At 71.7% G+C, this 19746-nt stretch carries 22 protein-coding genes and 1 pseudogene; 12 read left to right on the forward strand and 11 right to left on the reverse strand.

Features of this window, described 5'->3' with window-relative positions:
- Together V6U77_RS07470 and fdh are read right to left on the reverse strand one after the other, a co-directional pair.
- Positions 1-439 (reverse strand): annotated as a pseudogene (locus tag V6U77_RS07470) (4Fe-4S dicluster domain-containing protein); the annotation flags it as partial.
- Complete coding sequence (fdh, locus tag V6U77_RS07475; RefSeq protein WP_334605481.1) at positions 429-3728, reverse strand: formate dehydrogenase; 3300 nt, start codon at positions 3726-3728, stop codon at positions 429-431. The pseudogene V6U77_RS07470 and the gene fdh, both read right to left, overlap by 11 nt.
- A gap of 616 nt (positions 3729-4344) precedes the next feature.
- Between fdh and V6U77_RS07480 the strand changes: the two genes are divergently transcribed.
- Positions 4345-4593, forward strand: a complete 249-nt coding sequence (locus V6U77_RS07480; RefSeq protein ID WP_334605605.1) for a hypothetical protein — start codon at positions 4345-4347, stop codon at positions 4591-4593.
- Between the two features lie 122 nt (positions 4594-4715).
- The gene (locus V6U77_RS07485; protein ID WP_334605482.1) at positions 4716-4925 is read left to right on the forward strand and encodes a hypothetical protein; all 210 of its coding nucleotides are present in this window, start codon (positions 4716-4718) and stop codon (positions 4923-4925) included.
- Between the two features lie 63 nt (positions 4926-4988).
- Here V6U77_RS07485 and V6U77_RS07490 read toward each other — a convergent pair whose 3' ends face one another.
- Genes V6U77_RS07490 through V6U77_RS07500 form a run of 3 tightly spaced genes read right to left on the reverse strand, consistent with a single transcriptional unit; the run spans position 4989 to position 6201 of the window.
- Positions 4989-5522: a DUF1360 domain-containing protein gene (locus tag V6U77_RS07490; RefSeq protein WP_334605483.1), complete on the reverse strand. Its 534-nt coding sequence runs from the start codon at positions 5520-5522 to the stop codon at positions 4989-4991.
- Positions 5523-5554: 32 nt separating this feature from the next.
- The gene (locus V6U77_RS07495; protein WP_334605484.1) at positions 5555-5875 is read right to left on the reverse strand and encodes a hypothetical protein; all 321 of its coding nucleotides are present in this window, start codon (positions 5873-5875) and stop codon (positions 5555-5557) included.
- A complete protein-coding gene (locus V6U77_RS07500; RefSeq protein ID WP_334605606.1) occupies positions 5875-6201 on the reverse strand; it encodes a DUF6158 family protein in 327 nt (108 codons plus the stop codon). The genes V6U77_RS07495 and V6U77_RS07500 overlap by 1 nt, the downstream gene beginning before the upstream one ends.
- Positions 6202-6323: 122 nt before the next feature.
- Here V6U77_RS07500 and V6U77_RS07505 point away from each other — a divergent pair, with 122 nt between their 5' ends.
- Together V6U77_RS07505 and V6U77_RS07510 are read left to right on the forward strand one after the other, a co-directional pair.
- Positions 6324-6746 (forward strand): hypothetical protein, encoded by a 423-nt coding sequence (locus V6U77_RS07505; RefSeq protein WP_334605485.1) that lies wholly within the window; start codon positions 6324-6326, stop codon positions 6744-6746.
- 26 nt (positions 6747-6772) lie between these two features.
- A complete protein-coding gene (locus tag V6U77_RS07510; protein WP_334605487.1) occupies positions 6773-7102 on the forward strand; it encodes a DUF3817 domain-containing protein in 330 nt (109 codons plus the stop codon).
- Here the strand turns inward: V6U77_RS07510 and V6U77_RS07515 are convergent, their stop codons facing one another.
- A complete protein-coding gene (locus V6U77_RS07515; protein ID WP_334605488.1) occupies positions 7103-7627 on the reverse strand; it encodes a DUF6232 family protein in 525 nt (174 codons plus the stop codon).
- Between the two features lie 498 nt (positions 7628-8125).
- Between V6U77_RS07515 and V6U77_RS07520 the strand changes: the two genes are divergently transcribed.
- Positions 8126-9100 carry a C40 family peptidase gene (locus V6U77_RS07520; protein ID WP_334605489.1) on the forward strand — a complete coding sequence of 325 codons (975 nt, stop codon included), beginning with the start codon at positions 8126-8128 and terminating at the stop codon, positions 9098-9100.
- Between the two features lie 72 nt (positions 9101-9172).
- Here the strand turns inward: V6U77_RS07520 and V6U77_RS07525 are convergent, their stop codons facing one another.
- The 4 genes from V6U77_RS07525 to V6U77_RS07540 all read right to left on the reverse strand — a co-directional run bounded on the left by V6U77_RS07525 (position 9173) and on the right by V6U77_RS07540 (position 13571).
- Positions 9173-10162, reverse strand: a complete 990-nt coding sequence (locus V6U77_RS07525) for a sigma-70 family RNA polymerase sigma factor (RefSeq protein WP_334605490.1) — start codon at positions 10160-10162, stop codon at positions 9173-9175.
- A gap of 494 nt (positions 10163-10656) precedes the next feature.
- The gene (gene murQ, locus V6U77_RS07530; RefSeq protein ID WP_334605492.1) at positions 10657-11613 is read right to left on the reverse strand and encodes an N-acetylmuramic acid 6-phosphate etherase; all 957 of its coding nucleotides are present in this window, start codon (positions 11611-11613) and stop codon (positions 10657-10659) included.
- Positions 11610-12524 (reverse strand): MurR/RpiR family transcriptional regulator, encoded by a 915-nt coding sequence (locus V6U77_RS07535; protein ID WP_334605493.1) that lies wholly within the window; start codon positions 12522-12524, stop codon positions 11610-11612. The genes murQ and V6U77_RS07535 overlap by 4 nt, the downstream gene beginning before the upstream one ends.
- Before the next feature lie 306 nt (positions 12525-12830).
- Positions 12831-13571, reverse strand: coding sequence for a dTMP kinase (locus V6U77_RS07540; RefSeq protein ID WP_334605494.1), 741 nt, complete (start codon positions 13569-13571; stop codon positions 12831-12833).
- A 102-nt stretch (positions 13572-13673) separates the two neighbouring features.
- Here V6U77_RS07540 and V6U77_RS07545 point away from each other — a divergent pair, with 102 nt between their 5' ends.
- The 5 genes from V6U77_RS07545 to V6U77_RS07565 all read left to right on the forward strand — a co-directional run bounded on the left by V6U77_RS07545 (position 13674) and on the right by V6U77_RS07565 (position 16157).
- Positions 13674-14312 (forward strand): nucleotidyltransferase, encoded by a 639-nt coding sequence (locus V6U77_RS07545; RefSeq protein ID WP_334605495.1) that lies wholly within the window; start codon positions 13674-13676, stop codon positions 14310-14312.
- A complete protein-coding gene (locus tag V6U77_RS07550; RefSeq protein ID WP_334605496.1) occupies positions 14309-14584 on the forward strand; it encodes a hypothetical protein in 276 nt (91 codons plus the stop codon). Before V6U77_RS07545 ends, V6U77_RS07550 begins: the two co-directional genes overlap by 4 nt.
- A 9-nt stretch (positions 14585-14593) precedes the next feature.
- On the forward strand, positions 14594-15370 hold the full coding sequence (locus V6U77_RS07555; protein WP_334605497.1) for a metallophosphoesterase family protein: 777 nt from the start codon (positions 14594-14596) through the stop codon (positions 15368-15370).
- The gene (locus tag V6U77_RS07560) at positions 15361-15504 is read left to right on the forward strand and encodes a GPGG-motif small membrane protein (protein WP_210832187.1); all 144 of its coding nucleotides are present in this window, start codon (positions 15361-15363) and stop codon (positions 15502-15504) included. The genes V6U77_RS07555 and V6U77_RS07560 overlap by 10 nt, the downstream gene beginning before the upstream one ends.
- Before the next feature lie 158 nt (positions 15505-15662).
- A complete protein-coding gene (locus tag V6U77_RS07565; RefSeq protein ID WP_334605499.1) occupies positions 15663-16157 on the forward strand; it encodes a TspO/MBR family protein in 495 nt (164 codons plus the stop codon).
- Positions 16158-16261: 104 nt separating this feature from the next.
- Here V6U77_RS07565 and V6U77_RS07570 read toward each other — a convergent pair whose 3' ends face one another.
- Complete coding sequence (locus tag V6U77_RS07570; RefSeq protein ID WP_334605500.1) at positions 16262-17035, reverse strand: peptidoglycan DD-metalloendopeptidase family protein; 774 nt, start codon at positions 17033-17035, stop codon at positions 16262-16264.
- Between the two features lie 247 nt (positions 17036-17282).
- Here V6U77_RS07570 and V6U77_RS07575 point away from each other — a divergent pair, with 247 nt between their 5' ends.
- Both V6U77_RS07575 and V6U77_RS07580 read left to right on the forward strand, forming a co-directional pair.
- Positions 17283-18626 (forward strand): ABC transporter substrate-binding protein, encoded by a 1344-nt coding sequence (locus tag V6U77_RS07575; RefSeq protein WP_334605502.1) that lies wholly within the window; start codon positions 17283-17285, stop codon positions 18624-18626.
- A 70-nt stretch (positions 18627-18696) separates the two neighbouring features.
- Positions 18697-19746 (forward strand): carbohydrate ABC transporter permease, encoded by a 1050-nt coding sequence (locus tag V6U77_RS07580; RefSeq protein WP_334605503.1) that lies wholly within the window; start codon positions 18697-18699, stop codon positions 19744-19746.

The raw sequence follows: 19746 nt of genomic DNA on the forward strand, positions 1-19746 counted from the left end.
CACCGCTTTCCCGGCCCGGGTCGGTGCCGGTGGCCATCCGCGCGGCCGGCGGCGCCGCGCCCGGCGGCGCTCCCGGGTCGGTGCCGGTCGGGTTGCCGACGCCGGCGGCCACGGCCGCCGACGAGGCGCTGACCGAGTCGCCCGTCGGCGTGCCGGCGAACGGCGGGCTGCGGTGCCCGGCCGGGCGGGGCTGCTCGACGAACGCCACGTGCCGCCACGAGTTCGCGGTCAGCGCGCCGGTGTTGTCGTACGACATGCCGAGCAGGTCCAGCCCCGAGCCGGGGACGTCGTTCCACTCCTTGCAGGCCACCTCGCACGCCTTGCAGCCGATGCAGACGCTGGTGTCGGTGAAGAAGCCCATCCTGGGCGGGGCGTCGGTCCAGCCCGCCTCCGGGGCGGGATCCAGCGGCCCGGAGAGGCTGTGCGGGTCAGGAAGCATCGCGGCCCTCCCCGGCGCCGTCGGCGGGAGCCGGCGGGCCGAGCGCCCCCGGCGTGAGCGTGGGGGCCGGGTGGCCGGGCACGATGCCCGCCCGCCGCTGGTAGTCGGCCACCAGGTCCAGCAGGGCGGGGCCGGTGGGCCGCCGGCCCGGGCGCACGTCACAGGTTCCGATCTTGCTCTCCTGGATCAGCACGTTCGGGTCCAGGGTGATCCCGAACAGGTCGTTGGCCGAGTCGCCGGTCACCAGGCCCTCGAACCCGAAGTGGTACGGCAGCCACACCTGGTGGATCACGCGGCCGTCCACGCGCAGCGGGGTGAGCCGGTCGGTGACGAGCACCTTCGCCTCGATCACGGCCCGGCCGCTGACCAGGTGCGCCCAGCCCAGGTGCGCCAGGCCCACCTGCGCGGCCAGCTCCGGGGACACCTCGACGAACATCTCCGGTTGCAGCTCCGCCAGGGGTCGCACCGTACGGCTCATCCCGCCCGCCGTGTGGTGCTCGGTGAGCCGGCTGACCGTGAACACGTACGGGAAGACCTGGCTGTGCTCCTGCGGCGGGCTCGGGTTCACCGAGTTCACCGGGTGCGCGTACACCTTGCGGGTGGGGTTGGCCTGCTGCCGGTAGAACGGGTTGCGCACCGGCGACTCGGCCGGCTCGTAGTGCGTCGGCAGCGGGCCGTCGAGCACACCGCTGGGCGCGTACAGCCAACCCTTGCCGTCGCCCTGCATGACGAACGGGTCGTCGCCGGCGATCCCCTCCGGGCCCGAGGCGCCCTGCGGCGGCCGGTACGTCGGCGGCTTGGTGCGCTCGAAGTCCGGCACGTCGTAGCCCGTCCACTCCCCGGCGTCCGGGTCCCACCACACGTAGCGCTTGCGCTCGCTCCACGGCCGGCCCTGCGGATCCGCCGAGGCGCGGTTGTAGAGGGTGCGCCGGTTCGCCGGCCACGCCCAGCCCCACTCGGCGGCCACCCAGTCCTGCTCGTGGCGCGACCGTCGCCGCGCCGCCTGGTTGACGCCGTCGGCGTACACCCCGGAGTAGATCCAGCAGCCGACGGCGGTGGAGCCGTCGTCGCGGGCCTCGGCGAACGCGGACAGCGGGCGTCCGGTCGCCACCTCGTAGCCGTTGATCTCGCGCAGCACCGCCTCGGCGCTCGGCTCCGCGTGCGGGCCGTGCGTGGGATAGTCCCAGGCCAGGTCGAGCAGCGCCCGGTCGCGCGGCAGGTCGGAGCCGGCCAGCTTCTCCCGCAGCCGCAGCCCCAGGTGGTAGAAGAACCACAGCTCGGAGCGGGCGTCGCCCGGCGGGTCGACGGCCTTCTCCCGCCACTGCAGCAGCCGCTGGGTCTGGGTGAAGGTGCCCTCCTTCTCCACGTGCGAGGCCGCGGGGATGAAGAACACCTCCGTCTTGCACTGCTCCGGCACGATCTCGCCGGTGGCGACCTCGGGGCTGTTGCGCCAGAACGTGGCGCTCTCGATCATGAACAGGTCGCGGACCACCAGCCAGTCGAGGTTGGCCATGCCGAGGCGCTGCGCCCGACCGTGCGTCGAGCCGACCGCCGGGTTCTGCCCGAGCAGGAAGTAGCCGCGCACCTTGCCGTCGATCATGTTCAGCACCTGCTGGTACGTCCCGTGGTCGCCGGTCATCCGGGGCAGGTATCCGTAGCAGAAGTCGTTGTCGGGCGTCGCCGCGTCCCCCCAGTACGCCTTCAGCAGGCTCGCCGCGTAGGCGCGGGCGTTGCCCCAGAAGCCCTTCTGGCCGGGGTGGCGGATGCTGTCCACCCACTCGTCGAAGGTGGGGTGGTCGGCGTGGTGCGGCATCGGCAGGTAGCCGGGCAGCAGGTTGAACAGCGTCGGGATGTCGGTGGAGCCCTGGATGCTGGCATGCCCCCGCAGAGCCAGGATGCCCCCGCCCGGACGGCCCATGTTGCCCAGCAGCAGCTGGATGATCGCGCCCGTACGGATGTACTGCACGCCGACGCTGTGCTGCGTCCACCCCACCGAGTAGATCAGCACGCCGGTGCGCTCCCGGCCCGAGTTGGCCGTCCACGCCTCCGCCAGCTCGAGGAACTTCTCCCGCGGGATGCCGCAGACCCGCTCCACCATCTCCGGGGTGTAGCGGGCGAAGTGCCGCTTGAGGATCTGGTAGACGCAGCGCGGGTGCTGCAACGTCTCGTCCCGCTCGACCTGCCCGCCGACCTCGGCGCCGTGCGACTCGTGGCGCAGTCCCGCGGCGGTGTCCCGCTCCTTGGCGGTGTGCCCGCTGCCGGAGTCCGACTCGTGCCCCGCGTACTGCCAGGAGTCCTGGACGTAGCTGCCCGTCTCGGGGTCGAAGCCGGAGAAGAAGCCGTCGCCGTCCTCGGTGTCGACGAACTGCTCGCTGACGATCGTCGCGGCGTTCGTGTAGGCCAGCACGTACTCCCGGAAGTCCAGCTCGTTCTCCAGGATGTAGCGCACCACGCCGCCGAGCAGCGCGATGTCGGAGCCTGCCCGGATCGGCAGGTAGGAGTCGGCCAGCGCGCTGGTGCGGGTGAAGCGCGGATCGACATGGAATACTTTGGCGCCGCGCCGCTTGGCCTCCATCACCCACTGGAAGCCCACGGGATGGGCCTCGGCCATGTTCGAGCCCTGGATGACGATGACGTCAGCGTTGGCGACGTCCTGCTGGAAGTCCGTCGCGCCACCGCGACCGAAGCTGGCCCCCAGACCGGGGACGGTGGCGGAGTGTCAAATGCGCGCCTGGTTCTCGATCTGCAGCGCCCCCATCGCCGTGAACAGCTTCTTGATGAGGTAGTTCTCCTCGTTGTCCAGCGTCGCCCCGCCCAGGCTGGAGATGCCCAGCGTGCGGTTCAGCGGCCGGCCCTCGGTGTCGACGTCCTCCCAGGTCTCCGCGCGCGCGGCGAGGATCCGGTCGGCGATCATGTCGAGCGCGACGTCGAGTTCCAGATCCTCCCACTCGGTGGCGTAGGGCCGCCGGTAGCGGACCTTCGTCTGCCGCAGCGGGCTGGTGACGAGGCTCTTGCTGGCCGACCCCTTGGGGCACAGCCGGCCCCGGGAGATCGGGCTGTCCGGGTCGCCCTCGATCTGGGTGACCGCGCCGGCCTTCACGAAGACGCGCTGGCCGCAGCCCACCGCGCAGTAGGGGCAGACCGATCGGGCCACGCTGTCGGCGGTCTGCGTCCGGGCCGTCAGCTCCGCCGACCGGTCGGACTGCGCCGCGGCGCCCCGCCCCAGCGGGTCGGTGCCGGTGAGCTGCCGGTAGACCGGCCAGCCCTGGATGAAGGTCCGCAGGCCCACGCGACACCCCCTCTCCCGGCCCGTACGACGTCGCCATCTTGAACATAGGCCAGGCCGCCTGGGACCGCGACCCGTGCCGCCCGATCGGCACCCCCACGCCCACGTCCGGGACCGGGCCGGCCATCCCGACGCTCGCGTCCGCGCGCCAACTCGTGCCCTGATGCTCGCGTCCGCGCCAGGTCGCACCCTGATGCTGTCGTCCGCGACCGGCGGTCGGCCCGCCCGGGGTACGGGTGTCGGAGGGGTCTTCGCGGCGGCCGCCCCGAGCACGCTCCAGGTCGACGACGAGTGCCCCTGGCACGACGCCGCCCCCGGGCCCTGGGGCTCGGGGGCGGCGCTGGTGTCGGTGTGCAGGTCGCCTCTCGGCGAGTGGCGCGACGCGGCTCCAGCCGGACGGTATTCCGCGAAGGCAATTTAGGTGAGGCCCGGGGACACTGGTCACACCGACACCTGACTCAACGGACGGTCCCCCGCCCGTGTTCCGACCCCCACCATGACCGCCGTCACAGCCCGACGGCGCCCGCGCGGGCGCCACGTCGCCTCGCCCACGCCGGGCACCACGTCGCCCTGGGCTACCGCCGCGACGGTGACGTTTCACCGGTTCGGACGCGGGTAGCTGACCGTCGTGACCGACGACGCACCCGTGACGGACGCGCCCGCGATCGAGGAGCCGGACACCCGGCGCCTCGACGACCTGCTGGAGGATCTCTACCACGGCCAGGAGCGGATCAGTCAGGCGGACATCTACCGCCGGGCCGTCGCCGCCGAGCTTCCGGCGCAGCTCCTCACCCGCATGGCCGCCCTGCCCGAGGGCGAGTACGCCGTGGACGAGGTGGCCGACCTGCTCGGCGGTTCGGTCACCTGACGCCCGGCGGGCACGGCCCGAGCGGGCCGGGACGACCCGTCGTGGGGCGAGACCGCCGCCCACCGTCCCCCGGGGGCGGACGGCCTTCGCACCGGAGGCCGACGAGCAGTGAGGAGAGCGAGATGTCGCACCACGAGGAAGAGCACGAGGAACTGCCGGCGCTCGGCCAACCCCCCAAGGGCCGCGACACCCTGCCGGAACCCGACTTCGCCAACGAGCACGACCGCACGGCGGTCGACCGGGACATCATCACCGGGGCGGACGCCGACGAGCGCGAGCCGGAGGCCTCCCGGGGCTGGGCCGGCGAGGACCACGGCACGACCCCCACCTGATCCTGGTACGACACGACGAGGGGGCCGGCTCGCGTCGGCCCCTTCGTCGTCGTGTACGTCCTGTCAGTCCTCGTCGTGGTCGCCCTCGGCGGCCTGCTGCGCCACCGCGTACGCCATCTGCAGGAAGTCCGAGGCGGCCACGGCGGTCAGCGCGGTCGCCACCAGGCGGGTGAGCCGGGGGGCGAGCACCAATCCGCCGGTGAGCCCGGTGGCGATCCAGACGGCGAGGCAGAACGGGCAGCTCAGCAGCTCACCGATGGCGTGCCGGGTGGAGCTGCCCTGGTCACGGACCTGCTCCATCACCTCGCCGCTGCCGATCGGCTTGTCGTACCGCGTGAACGGCGCCCGCAGCGGGCTCGTCACCGCGTCCTTTGACAGCAGCCGGCTCAGCTTGTGCGTGGCGATGCTGAGCAGCACCACGTCGGAGGGGGCGGGGCGCTCGGGCACCGGCCGGCCCGTCGCCCTCACCAGGCCGGCGATGCCGGCGGTCACCCCGGCGTAGGTGCCCATGGCCGCCAGGTAGCCACCCAGCGGCCGGTGTTCGTGCGGCGCGTACGCCTGGCGCAGCCGCGCCACCTTCTCCTTAACGGCGCTCACCCGGTCTCCTCGGTTCTCGCTCGCGGTCCGGCTCAGCCGGCCTGCAGGTTGTCGGCCACCTCGCGGGCGAGGCTGTCCAGCGCCTCGTCGGCCAGCCGCTCGGCGTCCGCTCCGCCGGTCAGGTCGAGCCGCATCCGGGCGCCACCGGCCTGGGCGGGCTCCACCCGGATCTCGGCGGACCACTGCTCGGCGGCGCTCCACCGGGCCCGCAGCTCCTCCGCGCTGATCTCCTCCGCCGGGCTGCCGTCGGCCCGCAGCGGCTCGGGCAGCCACGCCGACGCCCGGGCGGGGTCGGTGGCGGTGCTGAAGACCACTTCCGGCGGCGCGGACATCCCGCGCTCGGCGTACGCCATCACGCGTCCCGCAGCCGGCTCGGGTCGACCTCGCGGCCGGGGTGCCGGGCGAGGTACTCGGTCTCCAGCTCGGCGGTGCGCCGCAGGTGGTTGGCGAGCGCGGAGTCCGACGCGTGCCGCAGGGTGTCCAGGCGCGTGCGGTGCAGGCTGTGCACCTCCCGGATCAGGTCCTCGTCGGCCAGCTCGGCGGGGTCGACGCCGAGCAGCTCGCCGTCGGGCGGATCCGCCTCGCCGGAGGCCCGGTCGTGGACATGGTCGCCGTCCCACTCGGGCATCCGCTGCTCCGGGCTGCCGAAGTCGTCCTGCCGTACCGATCCCGTCATGATCGACCCCCTGCTCTGGTTTGGGCTCGCGTCTAGACGGATGCCCACACCGGGTGGCACCAAACCATCCCCGCGCCTACGACACCGTGTCGGAGACACCGGCGACCCCCGGTACTCTCGATGCCATGAACCGGCTCTGGACCCCGGCGTGGATCGCGCGCCACGTGGCCATGGTCGTGCTGGTCACCGGTTTCCTGGGGCTGGGCTGGTGGCAGGTCAGCCGGGCCGCCGCAGGCAACGCGATCAGCTGGGGCTACGCCGTCGAGTGGCCGATCTTCGCGGGCTTCGTGGTCTTCGTCTGGTGGCGTGAGGTCCGGCACACGCTGCGCGGGCGGGCGGAGACGACCGACGCGCCCGGGCAGGCGTCGGCCCCCGCCGGGACGCCGGCCGACGCCCCGACCCGTCCGGTCGTACGCCGACCGGTGCGCGTCGCCCGCGGGTCCGCAGCCGCCGACGGCGCTGAGGACGGCGACCTGGCCGCCTACAACCACTACCTGCAATGGCTGAACGACAACCCGGGCGCCAAGCCCGGTGACTACCCCGGCTGAGGCCGGGCGCGAAAGGACGGACGACGGTGGGCGCAGCCCTGACCCGGTACCGAGTCATCGCCTGGATCGTCGGCGTGGCGCTGATCCTGCTGGTCGTGATCGGCATGCCGATGAAGTACGGCTTCGACGACCCGATCCTGGTGGAGACCGTGGGCCAGGCCCACGGCTTCCTCTACATGCTCTACCTGGTGGCCGCCTTCGACCTGTCCCGTCGGGCCGGCTGGCCGCTGAAGCGGATGGTCCTGGTGATGCTGGCCGGCACGGTGCCGTTCGTCTCCTTCTACGCCGAACGCCGGGTCAGCTCCTGGGTGACGGCGGAGCAGTCCGAGCGCGCCCCGGAGCCGGTCGCCGGCTAGCTAGCGCCGGGGCCGCCACGGGTCGGCCGAGGCGAGCGGTTCCTCCCAGCCGCCGTAGCGGTTCATCTCCCGGGCCCGACGCAGGGCCCGGGAGACCTGGCCGAACTGCCGCTCGTCGTCGCTGCTGAACAGCAGCACCCGCTCCCCGCGCCGCCGGCCCCACAGCTCGTACGGCGGCGGTCGCCACCGGTCCCCCACCAGCGCCACCAGCACCGGCAGCAGGAACACCAGGCCGAGGACGAGGTACGCGCCCGCGGTGAGTCGTTGCAGCCCGCCGGTGAAGCCGAGCAGCAGGCCGACGCCGCCGATCATCGTGCCGGTGACCACTGCGGCCCGTACCGCGACACGGTCGTGCGGCCCGCGGCCGGTCTGCAGGTGGGTCAGGTCGGTGACCTGCCAGCTGTTGCGCCCGACGGTGAACCGGTCGACCGTCACGATGATCCCGGGCCGGGCGTAGAGAAGCGTGTTCTTCGTCGCGGTCGCCCATGGTGACCGCGTCTGTCGTGTGGCGCCCTGAGGGTTCATGGTTCTACCTCCCGCGGCTGGTGCCGGGTCGGCTCCCGTCGACGGTCTCGCATCGGTGCCGGTCGACGGGATTCCCGGCTGCGCGCTTCATTGTGTGGCGCACGTGCCAGCCGCGATGGCGATTTCGCCTCGCGTCCGGCGCAGGCCTCCGCGCGGTCCGCCGGTTCCGACCACCGTGTCGGGCTTGTCGGGCATACCGGGCCAGGTTCCTACGTCATGCGTCGACAACGACGATTGTCGTGAATCGCCCGATCGACGACAATGGCCGCCGCAGCGTGTGGCGCCCCGAGAAGCCGATCACCCTCGGTGGTCGTCGTGATCGACAATTTCCGCCCCTCGACCAACTTTCGCCCCTGCTTCAACTGCGCATCACTCCTGCCCCGGGATAGGTTGTCCGGGCCGGCCCGGTCGATCGCCGTCCACCCGGACAGCACCGGCCCGGTGTCGTCGGGGGCGTCAGCAGCCCACGGCGGCCGGTGGGAGAGGAGCCTTCCGCTCTTGTCGTCCCTCAGGAACACGCTGCGCGCCCTGGCGGTGGTCGTGGTGTCGGCCACGCTGCTCGCACCCGCGGTGCCCGCCCGGGCCGAACCGTCCCCCGCCGAGCTGACCCGGCGGATCGAGAACTCCTCCACCCAGCTCGAACACGTCGTCGAGGCGTACAACAAGCTCCGCGAGGAGATCAAGGCCAACGAGGCCGCCGTGGCACGGGTGCAGAGCCGCATCGGCCCCCTGGAACAGGAGACCGAGCGGAGCCGGGCGGACGTCGGCGAGATGGCCGTGACCGCCTACAAGACCGGCAGCAACCTGACCACCGCGGACGCGCTGCTGCGTCCCGGCGGCGCCGACACCCTGCTCGACCGGCTCGGCCTGCTCGACCAGCTCGCCCGGCAGCGGCAGGAGAAGATCTCGAACTTCACCGGCAACCAGCGCCGGCTGCTCGACGAGAAGACCCGGCTCGAGGTCACGCTGGGCCGGCAGGCGGTGCAGGCCCGCGAGATGACCGCCACGAAGAAGCGGATCGAACGCGACCTGGCCGAGCTCTACGAGCTGCGCCGGCAGGCGTACGGACGGGCCACCGAGAAGCCCGCCGCGCGGCCCGACAGGGCGAAGGAGGCACCGGCGGTCTCGGGGCGGGCCGGCGTCGCGGTGCGATACGCGTACGGCGCGCTCGGCAAGCCGTACGTCTGGGGCGCCGACGGGCCGAACGGCTACGACTGTTCGGGCCTGACCTCGGCGGCGTGGCGGGCGGCCGGCAAGTCGCTGCCGCACAACACCCGGATGCAGTGGGGAGCGGTGGCCCACATCAGCCGCGGCGAGCTGCGCCCCGGCGACCTCGTCTTCTACAGCGGGCTCGGGCACGTCGGCCTCTACGTCGGCGGCGGCCAGGTGATCGACGCGCCCAGCGCGGGCCGCAACGTGCTCAAGCGGGGCATGAACCTGATGCCCATCCAGGGCTACGGCCGGGTGCGCTGAACCCCGGCGAGTACGGCGAACGGGCGGCGTCCCCTGTCGGACGCCGGCCGTTCGCCGTTGTTCCTACCCTGCTCAGGCCGCCTGGGGGGCCTCCGCCCGGGCCAGCTCGCGGAGCCGACCGAGCGCCTGGATCTCCAGCTGCCGGATCCGCTCCCGCGACAGCGAGAAGCGCGAGGCCACCTCGGTCAGGGAGTGCTCCCGGCCGTCCTCGAGCCCGTAGCGGGCCCGCATGATGCCGGCCGAACGGTCGTCGAGGTGGTTGAGCAGGCCCTCGATGCGTTGCCGCTCCAACCCGGTGAGGACGATCTCCTCCGGCGACGGTGCGTCGCTGTCGGCGACCAGGTCACCGAGGTTGGTGTCGCCGTCGTCGCCCACCGGGGTGTCCAGCGAGACGGTGTCCTGCGACCAGCGGACCAGTTCGTTGACCCGCTCGACGGTGACCCCCAGGGCCGCCGCGATCTGCTCCGGCTCCGGGTCGCTGCCCAGCTCGCGGGTGAGCTGACGCGCCACGTTACGCATCCGGTTGACGTCCTCCACCAGGTGCACCGGCAGTCGCACGGTGCGCTCCTGCTGGGCGATCGCCCGGCTGATCGCCTGGCGGATCCACCAGGTCGCGTAGGTGGAGAACTTGTAGCCGCGCACGTAGTCGAACTTCTCGACCGCCCGCACCAGGCCGGTGTTGCCCTCCTGGATCAGGTCCAGCATGGGCATGCCCGAGCGGACGTAACGGCGGGCGATCGACACGACCAGTCGCAGGTTGGCCCGGATGAACAGGTCCTTGGCCCGCTCGCCCTCGGCGACCAGCCGCTCCAGGTCCTCCCGGTCGACACCGGCGGGGACGCGGTCGTCGCCGAGCAGGTGCTCGGCGTAGAGGCCGGCCTCGATCGCCTTGGAGAGGTCGACCTCCCTGGCGGCGTCCAGCAGTGGCGTCCGGGAGATCTCGTGAAGGTAGACGCCGACCAGGTCGCGCTCCTCGGCAACCTCGTCGGTTCGCATGCCGATGTTCTTGTCCACGTTTCCCACGGTCCCCTCGCTCGCGCCGGTTGCCCGGTTCCTTGCCATCCCCACGTCCATCAGCCCTCCCCCGTAACTTCCCGCTGTGCCCACCGGTGCTGACACCTGCACAACAGTTGAGACGCGTCGGGGATTCCATGTCGTGAGTCGAAAGTGTCACGAATGCCTGATAATCCGCTGAGAGCGCGATCCATGTTTGCTGTCAGCACCCCATGTGGCGGCTCTCCGATGGGCACCACACCCGGGGCGACGGATCGACGGGACGCCGTCCCCGGACCATGGCAACACCGGCCGGCCCGAGACACAGCGACCCGGGTCACCGTCGCGCTGCGATCCTGGTCACTGCCAGACACGCAGCGGTGGACCGGTCGGTTCATCCACGCCCGTGCTAATACCCCACCCCCCGGTGAACAATCCGGGAGGTGGATCCATGCCGCGTGTGACGGCAGTCGCACGGCGGGTGGGGCTGGCCCGGAGGGCTGTGACTGCGGGCCGGGGACTGCGGGGCGGTGGGTGGCGCCGGGGCTGAGGCCCGGGGTGGATCAGGAGCCGAGCAGGGTCAGGGCGCCACGGACCTGGTCGGCGGCGCGGACCAGGGCGGTCCGCGCGACGGACACGTCCGCCCCGGAGACGAGCGAGACCAGCGCCACCTTCATGTCGCCGTCGGCCTCGGCGAGGGCCCGCCGGCAGATCTCCTCCGAGCAGCCGGTGGCCTCCATCAGGATCGAGATCATCCGGCCCCGGAGCTTGGCGTTGGTGGCGACCATGTCGATCATGAGGTTCGAGTAGACCCGGCCGAGCCGCACCATCACGCCGGTGGAGAACGTGTTCAGCACCAGTTTCTGCGCGGTGCCCGCCTTCATCCGGGTCGACCCGGTGACGACCTCCGGCCCGGTGTCCACCCCGATGAAGACGTCCACCGACCGGGCGGCCGCCGCCTCCGGGTTGGCGCAGAGCAGCACGGTCGAGGCCCCCTTCGTCCTCGACGCGGCGAGCGCCCCCAGGACGTACGGAGTGCGTCCACTGGCCGCGAGTCCCACCACCAGGTCTCCGGACCGTACGCAGTCGGCGGCCTCGGCCGCGCCGCCCCGGTCGTCGTCCTCGGCGTCCTCGACCGCCCGCCACATGGCTTCCGGCCCGCCCGCGATGTGGGCGCAGAACCAGTGCCGGGGAGAGTTGAAGGTGGGTGCGAGCTCGGCGGCGTCGAGCACGCCGAGCCGGCCGGAGGTGCCGGCACCGAAGTAGTGCACCCGGTGCCCGCCGCGCAGGGCGGTCACCGCCAGGTCCACCGTCGCGACGATCTCGTCGAGGACGGCCGCGACGGCGCCGGGCACCCGTCGGTCCGCTTCGTTGATCACCCTGAGCACGTCGCGGGTCGACATGAGGTCGAGGTCCACGCTCAGCGGGTTGCGCCGCTCAGTCGGTGCGCCGACCCGGATCACCGGCCGGGCCGCCACCGGGGCCGTCGCCTCGTGGGGTTCCACCGCGCCCGCCGTCATGCCCGCCTCCGTCCCGGACCGACCCGGTGCGACCGGACGGCCTCGGCTGTCGCTTCGAGGGCCTTCCTCGCCCGGGACCGGTTGCGCGCGGCCACCCCGACGAAGAGGCAGTCGACGACCGTGAGCTGGGCCAGCCGGCTCGCCATCGCCCCGGAGCGGTAGGTGGTCTCCCGGGCGGCCGTGGTGAGCACGAAGTCGGCGACCTCGGTGATCGGTGACCGGGGGAAGTTGGTGAGCGCCACCGTGGCCGCGCCCCGGGCCCGCGCCTGCTCCAGCACCTCGATCACGTCGGAGGTGGTGCCGGTGTGCGAGATGCCGACCGCGACGTCGCCGCGCGCGAGCAGCGCGGCCGAGGTCAGCGCGGTGTGCACGTCGGGGAAGTAGAAGGCGGTGCGGCCGATGCGGTGCAGCTTCTGCTGGAAGTCCGAGGCGACGAAGCCGCTGGCGCCCGCCCCGTAGACGTCGATCCGGCCCGCACCCGCGATGGCCTCGACCACCTGCTCGCAGATCGCCGGATCGAGCTGCTCGGCCGTCTCCTCGACGGCCCGCGCGTCGTTGAAGGCGATGGTCGCGATGATCTGGGCGAGGTCGGCCCCGGGCGGGATGTCGCCGCCGACGACCCGGGCGTCCGGCGGCTCGATCCGGCGGGCGGCCTCGGCGGCCAGCCGGATCCGCAGCTGCGGGTAGCCGTCCATGCCGACGGACCGGCAGAACCGGATGACGGTCGCCTCGGATGTCTCCGCGGCGGTGGCGAGGTCGGTGATGGTCCGACGCGCGGCGTCGGCCGGGTCGGAGACCACCAGCCGGGCGACCCGCTGCTCGGCCGGCGACAACGACGGGAGCAGGCCGCTGATGTGGACGATCAGCCCACCCGGCTCGTGACTCGCAGAAATCTTCGGACTCTTCGCCACGGATGAAACTTACTTTCACAGGGCGTGAGCGTCAACCATGACTGCGCGTATTGGGAAAAGTACCGCCCGCCCGGACGCACCCGTTTCGTCCAGCGTGCCATGCCCACGGGCGGCGCCGCTTCCTGACGGGGCCAGCACGGGAGTGCCGGCGCTCCACCGGTCCTCGTGCGCCCCTCGTGCAGACCATGCCATCCCGCCGCCCGTCGCGGTGCCCCGGCATCCGCAGCCCGGCCCGCCCCACCAGTGTGGCGGCCGCCGCGCGTCGCCAGCGGCCGGCGCCCGACAGGACCTCGCCGGCGGCCGCGCTCAGACGGCCAGCGGGGCGATCGTGACCGGTTCCGCGTCCGGCGGGGTGGGCACGACGGCGGGTCCCGCGTCGCGCCCGTCCGCCAGCCGGTCGCCGCGGTCGTCGGCGGACGCCAGCCAGCCGGCCATGTGGGCCTGGATCTGCCGGGAGACCTCCTCCGGCGGGCGCCCCGCGTCGACCACCACGAAGGTCGGGTATTCCGGAAGGGTCCGGTAGGCGGTGTCGGCGGCGGTGAGGTAGCGCATGCTCTCGTGGTCGGTGCCGCGCTGCTCGATCCGCCGGTACGCCTCGGCCGGATCGACGGTCAACAGGAAGGTCACCTGCGGTCGCGGGAACATCCGGTAGCCGGCCCGGGCGAACCGCTCCCAGCGTTGGCCCCCGTGCGCCCGGATGCTCGCGTACTGGCAGGCGGAGTAGCGGTCCATGACCGCGACCCGGCCGGTGGCCAGGCAGCTCAGCAGGGCGACGGCGATCGCCAGCCAGCGGAGCACGGACTCCACCGCCAGCATCCCGCCGCGCCCGACGAGCCGCTGGGCGTCCGGGCGGCCGAGGCGGTGTGCGAGGCGGCCCAGCCAGCGCCGCCCGCCGGCGTTGCGGTGGTAGGTGGCGGGGCGGCCCGCCGCGGTGAGCGCGTCGGCCAGCCGGTGCGCCTGGGTGGTCTTGCCCGAGCCGTCGATGCCGATCAGGGCGACGGCGCGCAATCGGGCCCTGCCGCGCCGCGCCACCGGTGATCTGGACACCCTGCACAGGCTATCCGACCCACGCTCGCGATCCTCGGAGATTTGTGCCGTGTGCTCCCGGTTGACCCCGACCGTGCTTCCTGCCAGGTGTGGCCCGCCGGGATGCCGGGTACCGGAGTTGGATCAGCCGCCCACCACCTTCGACGGGAGACGCCAATGGCAGAGCGCGGGGACGAGAGCCTGGTGCACACGCTGAAGAAGGTCGCCGCCGTGCTCAAGCAGGAAGAGATTCCCTTCGCGCTCGGGGGCAGCTTCGCCGTGTACGCCCACGGCGGTCACTCCAGCGAGCACGACGTGGACTTCCTGATCCGGGAGGCCGACGTGGAACGCTCCCTGGAGGCGCTGGTCGCGGCCGGGTTCACCGCCGAGCGCCCGCCCGAGGACTGGCTGGTGAAGGTCTTCGACGACGGGCGCATGGTGGACCTGATCCACCGGCCGATCGAGACGCCGGTGACCGAGGAGACGTTCGCCGACACGGTCGTGCGGCCGGTCGACGCGATCCACATGCCGGTCCTCTCGGCCACCCAACTCATGGTGCACAAGCTGCTGAGCTTCTCGCAGCACTACTGCGACTTCGCCCGGGGTCTGCCGCTGGCCCGCTCGCTGCGGGAGCAGATCGACTGGGAACGGGTACGCAAGGAGACGCAGCACTCGCCGTACGCGGAGGCGTTCCTGGTGCTGCTGGACCGGCTGGAGGTGGTGCCGCGTTCCGGCACCCCCGACGGAGAGGGGAGACCGTGACCGAGCACCGCGACGTCGCCACCGGACCGCCCGACGAGTACGTGGAGGCGGAGATCCACCGGCTGCTCACCGAGGATCCGGACGTGGCCGAGCAGGGCATCACCGTCCTACGCCGGGAGCGCGGCCTCGTGCTCTACGGCGAGGTCGAGAGCCCGCACCGCCGGGAGGAGATCCTGCGCCGGGTGGCCCAACGCTTCCCGGACGTGCCGATCACCAGCGACATCGGGGTGATCCGCGCGCAGGCGCCCACGGAGATCGAGCAACTGCCCTGAGGAGGTTCCATGGTGATCCGGATCGCCGCCGTGGGCGACGTGCATCTGGACGAGGACGTGGTCGGCCGGTTCCGGCCGGCACTGGACGAGCTGCCCGAGCACGCCGACGTGCTGCTGCTCGCCGGCGACCTGACCCGGCACGGCACCGAGTCGGAGGCCCGGTGCGTGGCCACCGAGTTCGGCGGGCTCGGCGTGCCGGTGGTGACCGTGCTGGGCAACCACGACCACCAGTGCGACCAGGTGCCGCAGGTGGTCAAGGTGCTCGAGGACGCCGGGATCACCGTGCTGGAGGGTGACGGCGTCGTGCTGGAGTGCGCCGGCGGCCGGCTGGGCGTGGCCGGGGTGAAGGGATTCGGCGGGGGGTTCGCCGGCCGCTGCGCCAGCGACTTCGGGGAACCGGAGATGAAGTCCTTCGTCCGGACCACCACCCAGAGCGCGGACGCGCTCTCCGCCGCGCTGCGGGGCCTGGACTGCGACGTGCTGGTGGCGCTCACCCACTACTCGCCGGTGCCCGACACGCTCGCCGGGGAGCCGCTGGAGATCTACCCGTTCCTGGGCTCGTACCAGCTCGGCCAGGCGATCGACTCGGCGCCGACCGCCCTGGCCCTGCACGGGCACGCGCACGCCGGCAGCGAGCGGGGCACCACCCCCGGCGGGGTCCGCGTCCGTAACGTCGCCCACCCCGTGATCAAGCAGGCGTACAGCGTCTTCCACCTGGGCGAGCAGCTCGATCAGGCCCAGGTTTCCGGCGTCGGTGGCCCGGGTATTCAGCAATCATGGAGCTGATTCTCTGGATTCTCGCAGTCGTACTCGTGGTCGCCGGCATCTTCGCGCTGTTCCGGCGGCAGATCCTCTGGGGCGTCGTCCTCATCGTGGTCGGCCTGCTCGTCGGGCCGGGTGGTGTGAGCATCTTCAATTGACGAGGCGGCTACAGGCCGCCGTTCAGGACCCACCGGGGTCGTCGCGACCGGAACTCCGTCCTCCCGACAGGAGCCTCCGGCCGTGACGACCCCGGTGTCGTGCCGTCCGGAGGGTGACCGCGGGTTTACCGTCCACCTCCGGCGGCAATATCTCGACCATGGAGATGTCTGGGAGCGCTGAACGGGCCGGCGGCGCCCGGCAGTGGTGGGCACTGCTCGGCTTCGGGGCGGCGGTGTTCGTCGCCGCGGCGATCGGCGGGCTCGGCGTGCAGGGCACCTCGACCGAGTACGCGAGCCTCGAACAGCCCGCCTGGGCTCCCCCGTCCTGGCTCTTCGGACCGGTCTGGAGCCTCCTCTACGCGATGATCGCGGTGGCCGGCTGGCTGGTCTGGCGGCGGGTCGGCTTCGGCCCGGCCCTCTGGGCGTGGATCGCACAGCTGGTGCTCAACGCGATCTGGACCCCGCTCTTCTTCGGCGCCGGCCGCTACGGGCTCGCCTTCGTCGAGATCCTGCTGATGTGGGTGGCGATCGGCGTGACGGTCGCGCTCTTCCGCAAGGTGTCCCGCCCGGCGACGTTGCTGATGTTGCCCTACTGGGCCTGGGTCACCTTCGCCGCCGCGCTGAACTTCGCCATCTGGCGGCTGAACGCCTGAGCCGGGCCCGGCCCCGCCACGCAGGCCCCGCCACGCCGGGCCACGACGGACACCGGCCACGACGGCACGGGGCCCCGGCGCACGGCCGGGGCCCCGTCGTCCGCTCAGCAGCGGGGCACGCCGGGGATGTACCCGTCCGAGCCGGTGTAGACGTACGCGTCGGCGATGAAGCGGCCGGCGCCGATCCGGTCCCAGATCGTGCTGGTGCCGTAGGTGCCGGTGACGCTGGTGCCGCTGGTCTGACACTGGATGGTCACCTTGGCGCCGTCGGCGACGGTGCCCACGGCGGCGTAGCCGGTGCCGGGGCCGGAGCGGACGGTCAGCGGCGTACCGCTGGTGTTGACCGTGCCGGAGCCGGCGCTGCTGCCGCAGCCGTTGTCGCTGGTGTAGTTCCTGGTGCCCCAGTAGAGGGCGAGCGCGCCGTTGAACCGCACCTGGATGTCGGCACCGTTGAGCCGCTGCTCGTAGTGCAGGTGCGGGCCGCTGGAGCCACCGGTGCTGCCGACCCAGCCGATCACCTTGCCGTAGCCGACGCTCTGGCCCACGGAGACGTTGAAGCCGTTCAGGTGGGCGTAGTAGGTGTGGTAGCCGCCCGCGTGACTGATCCGGACGTACTTTCCGTAACTGGTTCCGCCGAGATCGGTCACCCGGTCGACCGTGCCCGGGGCGCTCGCCACCACGGGGTCACCGAGGTCGTCCGTGCGGTTGAAGTCCACCGCGTACGCCGGGCTGTGGCCGGTCCGGGTCTGGCCGGACCAGGACTGCCCGCACGGGAACGGCACCTTGAACGTGGGGGCGGCCATCGCCGGGGCCGCCGGGAGCAGCACGCCCACCGCCAGCAGACCGGCCGCCAGCAGGCCCAACCACCGCTTGCCCATCCAGCACCTCCTATGTCGAAATCCTTCGATCACCTGCCCTCAGGGTGACAGAAAATGCCATCGATGGAAAGAGGTCGAATTCCCGCGTGGGAGCGTGCCCAACAGGGGGTCTACGGGTTTCCGGATTGTTACTCGCTCGTGTCCGGATAGGGGTGGACCAGCCCAGATGCAAGCGCTTACATGTGGTGACGCCCATCGGACCGGCGCGGGTTCGATCCCTGACGCGCCGGCAAGGAAGGAGAACGGCATGGCGTTTGCCAGATCACGCCAGGCTTTCGCGATCGCCGGCGTACTGGGGCTGGCGCTGAGCGCCACGGCCTGCGGCACCGGCAACGACAAGAAGAGTGACTCCGCGGGGGGCTCCGCGGAGTGCGCCGCATACGAGAAGTACGGCGACAACGACGGCAAGAAGGTGACGGTCTACTCGTCGATCCGGGACATCGAGGCCGACCGCCTCGCGGAGTCCTGGAAGCAGTTCGAGGACTGCACCGGCATCGAGATCGACCACGAGGGCAGCGGCGAGTTCGAGGCCCAGCTCCCGGTCCGGGTCGACGGTGGCAACGCCCCCGACATCGCGTTCATCCCGCAGCCGGGCCTGCTCAAGCGCTTCGTCGACTCGGGCAAGCTCAAGCCCACCAGCGCCGACACCAAGAAGATGGCCGAGGAGAACTACCCGGCCGACTGGCTGAAGTACAGCACCGTCAACGGCCAGTTCTACGGCGCCCCGCTCGGCTCCAACGTGAAGTCCTTCGTGTGGTATTCGCCGAAGACCTTCAAGGAGAAGGGCTGGACGGTCCCGACCAGCTGGGACGAGCTGATCAAGCTCAGCGACCAGATCGCGGCCGCCGGCACCAAGCCGTGGTGCGCCGGCATCGAGTCCGGTGAGGGCACCGGCTGGCCGGCCACCGACTGGGTCGAGGACCTGATGCTGCGGACGCAGACCCCCGAGGTCTACGACCAGTGGACCACCCACGGCATCCCGTTCAACGACCCGAAGGTCGCCGAGGCCCTCGACCGGGCCGGCACCATCCTCAAGAACGAGAAGTACGTCAACGGCGGCTTCGGCGGCGTGAAGAGCATCGCCACCACCTCCTTCCAGGAGGCCGGCGTGCCGATCACCACCGGCAAGTGCGCGCTGCACCGCCAGGCGTCCTTCTACGCCAACCAGTGGCCGAAGGGCACCAAGGTGGCCGAGGACGGCGACGTCTTCGCGTTCTACTTCCCGGCCATCGACCCCGCCAAGGGCAAGCCGGTGCTGGGCGGCGGCGAGTTCGTCGCGGCCTTCGCCGACCGTCCCGAGGTCCAGGCCGTGCAGACCTACCTCGCCTCGGGTGAGCACGCCAACAGCCGGGCCAAGATCGGCGACTGGGTGTCGGCGAACAACAAGCTCGACCTGGCCAACGTCGCCAACCCCGTCGACAGGCTCTCCGTCCAGATCCTCCAGGACAAGTCCACCGTCTTCCGCTTCGACGGCTCGGACCTGATGCCGGCGGCCGTCGGCGCGGGGACGTTCTGGAAGGGCATGGTCGCCTGGATCAACGGCAAGGACACCAAGTCGGTCCTCGACGGCATCGAGAGCAGCTGGAAGTGATCTGAACCGGGTGGGCCGGTCCGCGCACGCGGGCCGGCCCACCCGGCTGATCAGAGACCTGGGAGGGTCGATGGAGTTCGACTTCGCTGCGGAACAGCCGAAGTTCCTCATGCTGATGTACGGGCTGGTCGCCTTCGTCGCGGTGGTGGGCGGTCTGCTCCTGCTCCTCGACGTGGTGCCGGCCTGGTTCGCCCGCCGCCGGGAGGGGCAGATCATCGCCGCCGCCGCGAGCGGCGCCCCGCTCCCCCGCCGGCGCAAGCCGCGGGAGGGCCTGTTCGCGCTCTTCTTCCTGCTGCCGACGCTGCTGCTGCTCACCATCGGGCTGGTGGTCCCGGCCATCCGCACCACGCTGCTCTCGCTCATGGACGCGAGCGGCAACGACTGGGTCGGGCTACGCAACTACGGCTGGATGTTCTCCGAGGACTCCATCGTCCGGGTGTTGATCAACACCCTGGTCTGGGTGCTCCTCGTGCCGCTGGTGGCCACCTCGTTCGGTCTGCTCTACGCCGTGATGGTGGACAAGGCCCGGTTCGAGGCGGTGGCCAAGTCGCTGATCTTCCTGCCGATGGCGATCTCCTTCGTCGGCGCGAGCATCATCTGGAAGTTCGTCTACGCCTACCGGGGCGAAGGGCAGGAGCAGATCGGCCTGCTGAACCAGATCGTGGTCAGCCTCGGCGCCGAGCCGAGGCAGTGGCTGCTGGACTCGCCGCTGAACACGCTGCTGCTGATCGTGATCATGGTCTGGATCCAGGCGGGCTTCGCGATGGTGGTGCTCTCCGCCGCGATCAAGGCGATCCCCGCCGACATCGTGGAGGCGGCCCGGCTCGACGGGGTCACCCCGTGGCAGATGTTCTGGCAGATCACCATGCCGAGCATCCGGCCGGCGCTGATCGTGGTGGTGGTGACGCTGTCGATCGCCACCCTCAAGGTCTTCGACATCGTCCGGACGTCCACCAACGGCAACTACGACACCAGCGTGATCGCCAACGAGATGTACAACCAGGCGTTCCGGTACGGCCAGAACGGGCAGGGCTCGGCGCTGGCGGTCTTCCTGTTCATCCTGGTGATCCCGATCGTGATCTACCAGATCCGCAACCTCCGTCAGCAGCGGGAGGGCTGA

Origin of the sequence: Micromonospora sp. CPCC 205546, assembly GCF_036902715.1 — a bacterium.
Classification (GTDB): domain Bacteria; phylum Actinomycetota; class Actinomycetes; order Mycobacteriales; family Micromonosporaceae; genus Micromonospora.